Source organism: Candidatus Abyssobacteria bacterium SURF_5 (genome assembly GCA_003598085.1).
In the GTDB taxonomy this organism is placed as follows: domain Bacteria; phylum Abyssobacteria; class SURF-5; order SURF-5; family SURF-5; genus SURF-5.
This window is the reverse complement of the sequence record QZKU01000017.1, coordinates 25,022-36,956: the sequence shown is the minus strand read 5'-3', so window position 1 is coordinate 36,956 and position 11,935 is coordinate 25,022. Positions and strand designations below refer to the sequence as shown.

General features: G+C 56.4%; 11 protein-coding genes. 10 read left to right on the top strand and 1 reads right to left on the bottom strand.

Features of this window, described 5'->3' with window-relative positions; translation table 11 throughout:
• Positions 1 to 121 precede the first annotated feature (121 nt).
• From C4520_01745 to C4520_01735, 3 genes are read left to right on the top strand one after another with little or no spacing between them, the layout of a single operon-like run.
• Positions 122 to 328, top strand: coding sequence for a hypothetical protein (locus tag C4520_01745; GenBank protein RJP25902.1), 207 nt, complete (start codon positions 122 to 124; stop codon positions 326 to 328).
• 6 nt (positions 329 to 334) lie between these two features.
• Positions 335 to 1,567, top strand: coding sequence for an NADH:flavin oxidoreductase (locus C4520_01740; protein RJP25901.1), 1,233 nt, complete (start codon positions 335 to 337; stop codon positions 1,565 to 1,567).
• A 27-nt stretch (positions 1,568 to 1,594) separates the two neighbouring features.
• Positions 1,595 to 2,167, top strand: coding sequence for a carboxymuconolactone decarboxylase family protein (locus tag C4520_01735; GenBank protein ID RJP25900.1), 573 nt, complete (start codon positions 1,595 to 1,597; stop codon positions 2,165 to 2,167).
• 42 nt (positions 2,168 to 2,209) lie between these two features.
• Here the strand turns inward: C4520_01735 and C4520_01730 are convergent, their stop codons facing one another.
• Positions 2,210 to 2,662: a DNA-binding protein gene (locus C4520_01730; protein ID RJP25899.1), complete on the bottom strand. Its 453-nt coding sequence runs from the start codon at positions 2,660 to 2,662 to the stop codon at positions 2,210 to 2,212.
• 179 nt (positions 2,663 to 2,841) lie between these two features.
• On the opposite strand from C4520_01730, the gene C4520_01725 reads away from it, so the two are divergent.
• The 7 genes from C4520_01725 to mfd all read left to right on the top strand — a co-directional run bounded on the left by C4520_01725 (position 2,842) and on the right by mfd (position 11,933).
• Complete coding sequence (locus C4520_01725) at positions 2,842 to 3,111, top strand: hypothetical protein (GenBank protein ID RJP25898.1); 270 nt, start codon at positions 2,842 to 2,844, stop codon at positions 3,109 to 3,111.
• Positions 3,112 to 3,180: 69 nt separating this feature from the next.
• Complete coding sequence (locus C4520_01720) at positions 3,181 to 3,597, top strand: hypothetical protein (GenBank protein ID RJP25897.1); 417 nt, start codon at positions 3,181 to 3,183, stop codon at positions 3,595 to 3,597.
• A 440-nt stretch (positions 3,598 to 4,037) separates the two neighbouring features.
• A complete protein-coding gene (locus C4520_01715; GenBank protein ID RJP25896.1) occupies positions 4,038 to 5,402 on the top strand; it encodes an exodeoxyribonuclease VII large subunit in 1,365 nt (454 codons plus the stop codon).
• Entirely contained in the window at positions 5,395 to 5,670 is a 276-nt protein-coding gene (xseB, locus tag C4520_01710) for an exodeoxyribonuclease VII small subunit (GenBank protein ID RJP25895.1), read from the top strand. The genes C4520_01715 and xseB overlap by 8 nt, the downstream gene beginning before the upstream one ends.
• On the top strand, positions 5,663 to 6,538 hold the full coding sequence (locus C4520_01705; GenBank protein ID RJP25894.1) for a polyprenyl synthetase family protein: 876 nt from the start codon (positions 5,663 to 5,665) through the stop codon (positions 6,536 to 6,538). The genes xseB and C4520_01705 overlap by 8 nt, the downstream gene beginning before the upstream one ends.
• Positions 6,539 to 6,559: 21 nt before the next feature.
• On the top strand, positions 6,560 to 8,479 hold the full coding sequence (gene dxs / locus C4520_01700; protein ID RJP25893.1) for a 1-deoxy-D-xylulose-5-phosphate synthase: 1,920 nt from the start codon (positions 6,560 to 6,562) through the stop codon (positions 8,477 to 8,479).
• Positions 8,480 to 8,585: 106 nt separating this feature from the next.
• Positions 8,586 to 11,933 carry a transcription-repair coupling factor gene (gene mfd, locus C4520_01695; GenBank protein ID RJP25892.1) on the top strand — a complete coding sequence of 1,116 codons (3,348 nt, stop codon included), beginning with the start codon at positions 8,586 to 8,588 and terminating at the stop codon, positions 11,931 to 11,933.
• Positions 11,934 to 11,935: the final 2 nt, after the last annotated feature.

Sequence of the window (11,935 nt, the reverse complement as noted above, 5' to 3'; positions counted from 1 at the left end):
GATCGCGACTTTGCTCAAGAAATCTGCTGGTGGGATTACTTAAGGCAACTCAAGAACTTATGTGGGAATTCCCCACCCGGTTTGCGGAATCGCTGACCGAGGGAGGCCAGTTCCGTTTTGGATGAACGAAATAGTAATTGCGTTCTTTTTCCTCCGGTGGTACAATAAAGTTCGCTTTTTTGCGGAGAAACGGGAGGAGTTATTCAATGAAATTCAAAGCATCGCTCGTGCTGCTGGGCATCGGTTTGGGAGTTGCCGCCCCTTTACCGAAGAGAAGTCTACGTCCTTTAAGCGTTTATGCGCTTACGGGCGGGATGATTGCCTATGAAGCGGTTTGTGGATTGGCCGAATCTTCGGGCGACATGGTAAACAAGTCCCTGCAGAAAGTGCGCCATATCTTGCATCGCGAGATGCCTGCGAGGAATCAGGGGGAGGCTTCCCCCTCCGAATCCTGCTGAGAAGGAGGTATTTGTCAGCAGTGCCATTTGAACAGCTTTTCCAGCCGTTGAAGCTTAAATCGGTCATTTTTCCGAACCGGATCGTGTTCCCGCCGGTGCAGACGAATCTTGCCTCGGGGAGTGGTGAGGCGACGGAGCGGCTTATCAGATTCCACAAGAGAATAGCTGAGAATCGAGTGGGATTATCCATAGTCGGCGCGACGGGCATCTCACCCCAATCGAGGCTGGGCACCCACAGTTTGTGCCTGTTCGAGGATCGGCATATTGCTCCCGCACGAAGGCTTTTCCGGGAGATTCTTGATGCCGGCTCGATTCCTGCCGTTCAGCTCAATCATGGGGGGCGGGTCCTAGATTTGGAACTGGCGCACGGGGATATTGTCGGTCCCTCCGCGATTCCCTCGCCGGCCACAGGAGTCGTTCCCCGCGAGCTCGCCGTGGGCGAGATCGAGGACATCATCGGTCAATTCATCCACTCGGCCGAAGCCGCAAAAACGGCTGGGGCCGCCCTCGTGGAATTTCATGCCGCCCATAGTTTCTTGCTAAATCAGTTTCTCTCGCCCGCATCGAACAAGAGGCGGGACGAATACGGCGGCAGCACGAAGAAACGAGGCCGTATAGTCTGCAATATTCTTGAGGGGGCCCGGAGAAGAGTGGGAAAGGATTTTGTTCTCGGACTGCGGATGAGCATGGAGGAGTATGTGGAGGGAGGGCTTTCCCTGCAGGAAAGCCTCGAACTGATACACTTGTTTATTGAGAGCGGGTTGGATATCATTCACGTCTCGGGAGGCGGGATAGATACCGGACCACGCATGCTTCAGGAGGCCGCGCAGGGCAATCTTCTGAAATTGGCGGGTAAAGTGAAGGAAAAGGTCGCCATCCCGGTTATTGGCGTCGGAGGCATCCTCCATCTGAGGGACGCTGAGGCAGCGATTGAGGAGGGGCTGGCCGACATGGTCGCACTTGGTCGGGCCCTGATCGCAGATCCTGCGCTCGTCACGAAGACGCTCGAGGGCAATGTAGAAACCGTTACTGAATGCACCGGTTGCCTGTTATGTTTCATGCGCGGTGAAGAACCGGGCATCCAATGTTCAGTAAACTCCGCCATCTGAGGCGCCGGCATTAAAAGGGAGGGAAGCATGGCGAGAATTCCGTATGCCGATATAGACAGTTCTTCGGAGAAGGTGCGCGACTTTTTCGAGAAAATCAAGAGGAGCGATCTGGAAATACTGAATGTTCATCGCATGGTGGCGCACAGTGAGGTCTCGGTTCGGGAATTTATTCGGCTCGGCAGCAGGCTCCTCACGAAACCGCACCTTTCCCCTCGCCTTCGAGAGCTTGTCATTCTCAAGATCGCCCAGCTTCATGAAGCCCGCTATGAATGGGCGCATCATGTATCTATAGCCGTGCAAACCGGTGTGACCATGGAACAGATCAAGAACTTGAAGAATTACGGCGATTCGGCCTGCTTTACAGGTGAAGAAAAAGCTGTTCTTCTATATACCGATGAACTTTTCCGCTCGCACCAGCCCTCACCGAAGACATTCGCGGAAACCTCGGCCTTTCTCGATCACGCGGCGCTCGTCGAGTTGACGCTTTGCATCGGCTATTGGTCGATGGTGGCGAAATTCCTTAAAACATTCCAGGTTGACGTCGAGGAGGAATTCGAGCGTAAGAACGCTGAACTCCTCCACGCATCAGGTTCTGTGTGATCTGCTCCGCTTCGTCGCATCAATTGTGATGCGGCACTCGAATCAATTGGCTTCGCGTCTCCAGCCCGCCCAGAGAGGATAGCCCTGCCGGTCGCGGAGCCGGAGCACTTGTCCATCCATCCGTAATGATGATGCAATAACGACCGGCTCTCCTTCGAACATGATACGAGAACCCGTCACTTCCACGAAATCGCCCTCATCAATCGAGATATCCTGATTCTCTATGTACCACCTGGGGCCGAGGTGCACTTCGGTTGGCGTGCCATCGGGCTGCCGTAAGAACAGGTGGACCCCCTCCGCCATTCCTGCGGACGGCTGAAAATAATCGATGTCAGTCACGGTTCCACTCACGGTGACGACCGTATCGGGATCATACAGCCTGTTGTAGCGGTCGGCCCGCCCCCAGCAACCGCGCCGCATTTGCTGGGCGGACGCATCGGCTGTGAACGCGAGCGCGATGATTATAGCGAACCCCGCAATAATAGCCTTCTTCATGTTTTACCTCCATTATCTCATTCAAACGTAACCACGGCTTCTTATTTAAAAATATGACACTGTAATGAAACGACTGCTATTGAGGGAACCATTTGCTCTTTTCATGGTGTATGAATAAACTTTATTTAGCAGGCCCTGCTTCCAGGCAGACGGGGAAAGTTCCAGAAGGAGGAAATCTCATGAAGGGGAAATATTACGTGCCGGCAATGATCGTGCTTTTCATGGCGGGTGTTTCGGTTGAAGCCAGTATAAACGATCATGACACCGGAAGAGCAACGGATCCCGATTCGGCCATTTCCATTCGCATACAACCGGATCCGCAATACCGGTTTCTGATATACGAGCCCGATCCGAAGGAACTTGCGGCGACCATGCTCGTCCAGCGCCAGGACGTGTATCCGGCATCGCCTGAGGTGGTCGAGAAATCAGATGGATGGAGATATGCCTGAGGGCGCAACCGAAGCCACATGCCGTCACCTTGCAGCCGAGAGCAATGCAGGTAACCAGGAGGTTCTGCAATGACATGGAAGATAGTGATAACGCTCTTTCTTTTTGCGCTATTTCCCATTATTTTGCTACAAATGGACATGGGAAAAGAGGCGATAGCGCCGGAACAGGTTCCGGCGAATTCCTCTCATATTGATGCACCGCGCTACTGGTCCGAACCGCAGAGCCGATTTCTTATTTTTGAGCCGGACCCGGCGGGAATAGTTGAGCCGCTTCTGGTACAGGAAGAGGGCCAGCAAGTATACCCCGGTGAAGAGGTGGAACAACCCCAGGAACCGGCGAATCAACAGGAAAGAGTCGGGTACTACTGGTGGTGGTGGATCATCATTGGTGGTATCATAATTTTTTTCATTATCGTTTTTGCCGCCTGGGGCGGCTGGGGCGGTCGCGGCACGAGAGGAGGTCCGCCTCCGGAAGACCGGTTGTAACATTTCAGAAAAAGGATTCCCAACCCGATTCTTTCGCCGCTGGAGGAACATCCGAAATCCGGGCGCGGAAGCCCGTAAGACTTACTGACGCTTGTGTATTATATCCAACTTCAGATTGAATGTGGCAAGGGGGGGACTTTTGGCAGTTGACCGGCCAAAGCACAGGCTGGAAGCCTGCGCCACCATTCCTTCTTCTGGATTCAGCCAACGGGATGAAGGTCTAAGGCATCATTTTTCTCCTTCTCAAATTTGGCCCTAGGCGTAGACTACTACCACTTCTTGTGCATCTTTGCAGCATCTCCCCTTGCAGGCAAAATGCCTGCGCTACACGGAGATGCCGATGTAGGGCGGAGGCAGAACCGTTTTAACGAAAACCTTGTGAAAGATGTGGCTATTTGTTATAATTTAGTGTTAAATCAAGAAGTTCCGGAACTGCTGACATGAACGTTTATGCTCCCGATCATATTTTCTCCGTCTCCGAACTCACCAGGAACATCAAAACCATCCTGGAGGAGTTTTTCGGGCGCATCTGGGTATGTGGCGAGATATCGAACTGCAGGAGACAGGCTTCCGGCCATATTTATTGCACGCTCAAAGACAATCACAGCCAACTGAGTATTGTTTTTTTTCGCAGTGATGCCGATCGTCTGAAGTTCAAACTGCAGGATGGCCTTCAGGTAAATGTTTTCGGCAGAATCAGTGTCTACGAGAAGCGGGGAAACTATCAGTTTATTGTTGAGCGGGCCGAGCCGGTCGGTTATGGCGCTCTACAGCTTGCGTTCGAGCAGTTGAAAAGAAAGCTGGACCAGGAAGGTCTTTTCGCCGCCGAGCATAAAAGGTCGCTTCCATTGTTCCCGCAGCGAATAGGGGTAGTGACGTCGCCCACGGGGGCCGCGATCCGGGATATTCTCCATGTACTCGACCGGCGATTTTCGACCGTCGAGGTGGTGCTGTATCCTTCGTTGGTCCAGGGTGAGGGCGCAGCCGAGCAAATCGCCGAGGGCATAAGGGTGCTGGACGCCCTGGGGAATATCGACGTAATTATCGTCGGGCGCGGGGGCGGGTCGCTGGAGGACCTCTGGGCGTTTAACGAAGAAGTCGTTGCTCGCGCTCTTTTCGCGTGCAAGACTCCTGTGGTATCCGCGGTAGGACACGAGATCGATTTCACGATTTCGGATTTTGTCGCCGACCTGCGCGCGCCGACGCCGAGTGCGGCGGCGGAACTGGTTGTGCAAGAGCGGGAGGCTGTGGCCGCCGATGTGGCGCGGCTTCGGCAGGCGCTCGCGCGCTCGGTTTCCACCTCTCTGGATAATCTGGGGCACCGCCTGAAATCGGCGGTTTCCGCGTATGCTTTTCGCCGCCCGTCCGATATGCTTGTTCAATATGAACAACAGCTTGATGACATCCGCGAGCGCACGCAGGAATTGCAGGATCGGTTCCTGGAGAATCTGGAGACCAGGTCGGTAAATCTGCGGAATCGGCTGCTTGCGGCGCGTCCGGAACGCGCGTTCTCATTTCTTGGTCAGCGGCTGCACGCGGATGGGCGCATGCTGGCGGAGAGACTGCAGCGCGCTCTGGCTTCGCGTGAAGCCGAGCTTGGGGGCCTGGCCGCAAAGCTGGATTCGCTCAGTCCGCTTGCTGTTCTGGGAAGAGGCTATAGCATCGCGTATCGCGAGCCGGACAAAACCATAATCCGCGATAGTTCCGAGGTGAGCGGGGGCGATCACGTTCGGGTAAAACTGCACCGCGGCTCGCTCGCTTGCACGGTGAATCAGGTTGAACAGGAGGGATCGGCGAATGGCTGAACCGAGTTTCGAAGAGGCACTCACCAATCTCGAGAGGATCGTGGAGCAGCTGGAAGAGGGGAACCTTTCTCTCGAGGAGACCTTGAAGAAGTTCGAAGAAGGCATCAAGCTGTCGCGCCTGTGCGAGAAGAAACTGAAGCAAGCGCAAAAAAAAGTTTCGATGCTGATCAAGGATGAAGAGGACATACTGAAGGAAGTCCCCTTCGTCGAGTCTGAGGAACCCAAGAAAAAGGAAAACGCGGCCGGGGAATCGCTCTTCGATGAATGATCTCAAGCAGTATCTGGCGGAAAAAAAGGAGCTTGTCGACCGGGAATTAGACCATCTTCTGCCGCAGCCGGCGGGGCTGGAGAAATCGGTGTGCGAGGCGATGCGCTATAGCGTCTTCGCCGGCGGCAAGAGGATCAGACCAATTCTTGTCTTTGCCGCCTTCGAAGTGTGCGGCGGGGCGGATGCCGTGGTTTTGCCGGCCGCTTGCTCAATCGAGATGGTGCATGCATACTCTCTTATTCACGACGATCTCCCCGCACTCGATAACGGTCAGTTTCGGAGAGGACAACCGACCGTCCACCGCAAATTCGGCGAAGCGATCGCAATACTGGCAGGAGACGGTCTCCTGACCATCGCTTTTGAAACCCTCAGCCGCTGTCCGTCCGATCTTGTAGCGCAATTGGTGGCCGAGCTTGCCGGGGCATCGGGCACCGCAGGAATGATCGGGGGGCAGGTTGCCGACATCGAATGGACCGGTAAAGAGTTGACAGTGCCCGCTTTGGAATACATTCACTCACACAAGACAGGGGCTCTCATTACCGCCGCCGTGCGAATGGGCGCGATTCTTGCTCATGCGGATGAAGCAGCCCTCAAGGAATTAACCGGGTACGGGCGCTCGCTGGGGCTTGCATTTCAGATCGCCGACGATATAATCAATGTCGAATCGCCCGCTGAAATCTCCGGCAAGGACGCCGGCACGGATGCGGAGCAGGGGAAACCGACCTATCCGAAGGTTTTCGGGGTAAGCCAGTCTCGCCAGCAGTGCCAGGGATTGTTAAACCAGGCGAAAAAGCATTTGGCGCCTTTCGGCCCGCGTGCCGCGGTGCTTGCTGCCATCGCCGATTTTATCGGCGCTCGGAACATGTAATCTTTTCAAGGTGAATCACGCATGGAAAGAATTCTTGATCGCATTAATTGTCCCAAGGATTTAAAGGCGCTTTCGCGGTCGCAGCTGGCGCAGCTTGCCACCGAAATCCGGCAGGAGATCATAACAACGACGTCGCGCCACGGCGGTCACCTCGCATCCAGTTTGGGAGCGGTAGACCTGATACTGGCGATACATTACGTGTTTGATGCGCCGCACGACAAGATCATTTTCGATGTCGGACACCAGGCATACGCGCACAAGCTGATAACCGGCAGGCGCGAGGATTTCCAGACGCTCCGCACACTGGGCGGCCTTGCGGGATTCCCGAACCGCGACGAAAGCCCGTACGATTGTTTCACCACCGGCCACGCCAGCACCAGCATTTCCTCGGCGGCGGGAATCGCGTGCGCGCGCGATCTGGCGGGGCAGAAATTCAAGACGGTCGCCCTGATCGGCGACGGCTCGATGACCGGCGGCCTTGCCTTCGAGGCGCTCAATCATGTGGGTCACATGGGCAAAGACCTGATCGTCATCCTCAACGACAATGAAATGGCGATCTCGCAAAGTGTTGGCGCTTTGTCGCTTTACCTCAGCCGGCTGATAACCGCTTCCGCCTACAACAGGTTCAAAGGCGATGTGGAATACATCTTGAAACGGATCCCGGCCATTGGCTCGCGTCTTTTCGAGACGGCGAAGCGCGTGCAGAAGAGCGCCGCGACCTTGCTGAAGCCGGGGATGCTTTTCGAAGAGCTTGGCTTTAAATATGTCGGACCGGTCGATGGGCACGATCTTGACATCCTGATCGAGACGCTGCAGAAGCTTGCGGCCTTCCGCATACCGATCCTGTTGCACGTGCTGACGAAGAAAGGAAAGGGGTATGAATATGCGGAGGCGGAGCCCAGCAGTTTCCATGGCATCCGCGCCTTTAACATCGAGACCGGAGAACCTCTGCCGCCGCCGACCGATGCGCCGAACGGGCCTCATTACTGTCAGGTTTTTGGAAAGCATCTGATAGAGATGGCGAAGAAGGACCCGACGGTGGCGGCCGTAACCGCCGCGATGGCCGAGGGGACCGGCCTTTCCGAGTTTGCCGAGAGATTCCCCGATCGATTTTTTGACGTGGGCATCGCGGAGCAGCATGCGGTGACCTTTGCCGCCGGCCTTGCCAACCAGGGGTATCGGCCGGTTGTCGCCGTTTACTCGACGTTTCTCCAGCGCGCCTACGACCAGATCTGCCACGATGTGTGCCTGCAAAATCTTCCGGTCCTTTTTGCGATCGACCGTGCAGGCATTGTGGGAAGCGACGGGCCGACGCATCACGGCCTCTTTGACATCGCGTATTTGAGAAACCTGCCCAATATCGTCATCATGTCTCCGCGCAGCACGCAGGAGCTGAAGGTGATGCTGGACTGGGCGAAAGAGCAACCGCGGGCGGTTGCGATCCGCTATCCGCGCGGCTCCTCCTCGACCGAAGTAGTCATTCAGCCGACTGCTCCCAAACATGCCGGAGAGCCGGAACTGCTGCTTGAAGGTGAAGACATAGCTTTTGTGGCGCTGGGGACCATGGTGGAACAAGCGGTTATTGCCGCTCAGGAACTGGCGAAAGAGGGCATCAACGCGGCGGTGGTAAATGCACGTTTTGTAAAGCCGCTTGATGAGCGCTTCTACTGCCGGCTTGCTGAGAAAGTGAAAGGGATCATCACGATCGAGGACGGCGTTGCGGCGGGAGGCTTCGGCGCAGCCCTGCTCGAGCTGCTGGTTCGGATCAAGCCGGACAGACCGGCCGTTTTCAGTATCGTTGGATTTCCGGACAAATATATTGAACATGGGCCGCGCCCGGCGCTCTTGCGCAAGTACGGGCTGAGCTCGCAGGGACTGATCGATGCGGCGAAAAAGATGCTGAAGGCCGGTGTCGAAACAACGCCCCGCAAAATGATATAATAATACCGCTGGCTTACCAATGCCGGCAGGATCGGGTTTTTGCTATCCCCTACGCAACCCCCTATCCCTTTGGGTTGCGGGAGGGGTGTAGTGTCTTTCCTTACAAATGATAGAGAGAGTACGAAATACTGCAGTTTTTCGAGAAGCCGCCGAATCCGTCGGTGGGGGCGGTCGCTTTGTCTGGGCCTACGGGTTGTGGGGCGCTGCGCGCCGGTTGTTTGCGGCGGAGCTTGCGGAAGCTTCGGATCGGGTGTTGCTGTATGTCACTTCGACCCGGGATGCGGCGGAGACCGCGTTGGGCGATCTGGAAAGCTTTTACCGGCACAAGCCGCTTCACCTGTTTCCTCCTCGCGAATATCTTCCTCCATCCGACGTCTTGCCGCCGGACCAGAACGTTTCGGAGCGGATGCTGACATTGAGGGCGTTGTTGAACAGCGCAAAGAACAGGAAGCGTCCGTTCATCGTTGCGCCGGTACGTTCGCTCCTGCAATACCTGGCGAAGCCGGGACGGGTTGAGCCGCTGCTGCTTTCACTGCATACGGGAGACAACTGGCCGCTGGAGCAGCTCAGCCTGGCGCTGGTTGAGCGCGGCTATCGCAGGCGCTCGATGATTGATACCCGCGGAGAGTTCAGCATCAGGGGCGGCATCGTGGACATCTTTCCTATATGCGCGGAGGACCCTTACCGGCTTGAGTTTTTCGGAGACGAGATCGAATCGATACGGGTATTCGACCCGCTTTCGCAGCGTTCCTTCGAGCAGGTCCAACAGATGGAGATAATGCCGCGAAATTTCTGGATCGATTCGCCGGATTCCGAGGGCGACAGGACCACTCTCTTTGAATATTTGCCTGAGGATGCGATGGTGGTATGGGATGAACCCCTCGCCATTGAGGCCGAAGCCGGCTCGGCGCTCGCGGCTCCAGCCTTTGATATGGGACGCGAACCGATAGCCACTCTCGACGGAGTTTTGCAGGGCAGCGTTCTTCCGATGCTCTGCCTCAGCCGTTTCAAGCAAAGCTCGGACAGATTTTCGGAAGCCGCCGGTCTCACCGTTCAATGCCACTCGCTGGAACCTATCTCGGGCCGGCTGACCGCTTTTGTCGACAAGCTTGACGAATGGCTGCAGAAACGATACCAGGTGGTAATCGTCTGTAACAACCAGGGCGAGAGCAAGCGCCTGATGGAACTCCTTCAGGATGCGGGCATGCATCCGCATTTCCATGCAGCCTATCAGGAGCGGACTCAATTATTAATCACTCTTGGCCGCCTGAAGAACGGATTTGCTCTGGACGAAGCCGAGCTTGTGGTGGCGAGCGACCAGGAAATTTTTCAGCGGTACACGCATCGCCGCCCGCGAAAGAAATTCAAGGGGGGCGCCCCCATCGCGAATTTCACCGACCTTCGCGTAGGCGATTACGTTGTGCACGTCAACCATGGCATCGGCTTATACCGCGGGATAGTCTATCTGCCGGAGCAGAAAAGCGAGTTCCTGGTGCTCGAGTACTTGGATGGCGACAAGCTGTACGTTCCGGTGAACATGCTGCAACTGGTGCAGAAGTATGTCGGCTCCGATGATGAGCCGCCGAAGCTGTATAAACTGGGCGGAACCGCCTGGTTTCGCGTGCAGGAGCGGGTGCGGCGGGCGATACGCGATATGGCGGGCGAGTTGCTGGACCTGTATGCCGCGCGGCAGGTGCTGCCGGGGATTGAATTTTCGCAGGACGGCCGATGGCAGGGTGAATTCGAGGAGGCGTTCCTCTACCGCGAAACAGAGGATCAGCTTTCGGCAATTGAGGACGTGAAAGAGGATATGGAACGCCCGCACCCCATGGACCGTCTCATCTGCGGGGACGTCGGCTACGGCAAGACGGAAGTTGCATTGCGGGCGGCATTCAAGTGCGTCATGGATTCGCGGCAGGTGGCCATTCTGGTGCCGACGACAATTCTGGCCCAGCAGCATTACACGACGTTCAGGGAACGGCTCGCCGATTATCCGGTGCGCGTCGAGATGCTCAGCCGGTTCAAGTCGGCGGCCGAGCAGAAGAAGATAGTGGCTGAGGTCGCCGAGGGCAAAATCGATATCGTGATCGGGACACATCGTCTGATCCAGAATGATATCGCGTTCAAGAATCTCGGACTGATCGTCATCGACGAAGAGCAGCGGTTTGGCGTGGCTCACAAGGAGCGCTTGAAACAGCTTCGAAAAATGGTGGATGTCTTGACGCTGACGGCCACTCCGATCCCGCGCACACTCCACATGGCGCTCATGGGGGTTCGCGACATGAGCGTGATCAATACGGCGCCTGAGGAGCGGCTGTCGGTGATCACGGTGGTTGCGGAGTACAACGAGAAGCTGATCCGCGAAGCTGTTTTGCGCGAGATGGCTCGCGAGGGGCAGGTCTTTTTCGTGCACAACCGGGTCGAAACGATCAACAGGATGGCAAACTTTCTGCGCAGGCTGATTCCGGAGGCGCGCATCGAGACGGCGCACGGCCAGATGCGCGAGCGGGAACTGCAATCGGTAATGGAAAGATTTCTCGAAAAGGAGATCGACGTGCTGACATGCACGACGATCATCGGGTCCGGGCTGGATATCCCGACCGTCAACACGATGCTCATCAATCGGGCCGACGCATTTGGGCTGGCCGACCTGTACCAATTGCGCGGGCGGGTGGGCCGATACAAGCATCGGGCCTATGCATATCTGCTTATCCCCGGCCATAAGGCCCTGAGCGAAGTGGCGCAGAAGCGGCTGAAGGCGATCGAAGAATTTTCCGAATTGGGCTCCGGTTTCAAGATTGCGCTGCGCGATCTCGAGATTCGAGGCGCGGGAAACATCCTTGGAGCGGAACAGCACGGAGATATTGCCGCGGTCGGTTTCGAGATGTATTGCCAACTGCTGGAGGAGGCGGTGGCCGAACTGCGGGGGGAGAAGCCGGAAAAACTGTTGTTGCCGACGGCGGAATTCGAGTTGGACAGCCTGATTCCGGACAGCTACGTCTCGTCGCCGTCGCAGAAGCTTTCGCTATACAAGAAGATAGGATTGGCGCGCAGCGAAGCTCACGTCGACCAGATTGTGGAGGAGATACAAGATCGCTATGGTCAAATTCCGCCGGAGACGCGAAATCTGGTGGATCTCGCGCGCGTGCGCGTTTTGGGGGCGGCTGCCGGGCTCGAATTCATCGGCAAGATCGGCGGCAACATCTTGTATCGTCCGGCTCCCGGAAAGGATTTCACGGCTGACGAACTGGCCGATCTGTCGCGGACTTTCGGCAAAAAGCTGCATTTGGAGACTATGGGCGGATTGCGGCTGCTGATGCCGGCGGGCAAGCTCGAACCGGAAGAGCTCCTGCGCGATTCCATCGAAGTTGTCCGGCGCCTGGCTATCCTCAGGACGAAGCGCAAGGAAGAGCCGGCCGCCCCCAACCGGCAAGTTGCCGCCGCGAAACGTTGACT

Bases quoted from the DNA above. Each gene is read 5' to 3' on its own strand.
- C4520_01745 (RJP25902.1), top strand. From the start codon at position 122: ATGAACGAAATAGTAATTGCGTTCTTTTTCCTCCGGTGGTACAATAAA.
- C4520_01735 (RJP25900.1), top strand. From the start codon at position 1,595: ATGGCGAGAATTCCGTATGCCGATATAGACAGTTCTTCGGAGAAGGTG.
- C4520_01730 (RJP25899.1), bottom strand. From the start codon at position 2,662: ATGAAGAAGGCTATTATTGCGGGGTTCGCTATAATCATCGCGCTCGCG.
- C4520_01725 (RJP25898.1), top strand. From the start codon at position 2,842: ATGAAGGGGAAATATTACGTGCCGGCAATGATCGTGCTTTTCATGGCG.
- C4520_01720 (RJP25897.1), top strand. From the start codon at position 3,181: ATGACATGGAAGATAGTGATAACGCTCTTTCTTTTTGCGCTATTTCCC.
- C4520_01715 (RJP25896.1), top strand. From the start codon at position 4,038: ATGAACGTTTATGCTCCCGATCATATTTTCTCCGTCTCCGAACTCACC.
- xseB (RJP25895.1), top strand. From the start codon at position 5,395: ATGGCTGAACCGAGTTTCGAAGAGGCACTCACCAATCTCGAGAGGATC.
- C4520_01705 (RJP25894.1), top strand. From the start codon at position 5,663: ATGAATGATCTCAAGCAGTATCTGGCGGAAAAAAAGGAGCTTGTCGAC.
- dxs (RJP25893.1), top strand. From the start codon at position 6,560: ATGGAAAGAATTCTTGATCGCATTAATTGTCCCAAGGATTTAAAGGCG.
- mfd (RJP25892.1), top strand. From the start codon at position 8,586: ATGATAGAGAGAGTACGAAATACTGCAGTTTTTCGAGAAGCCGCCGAA.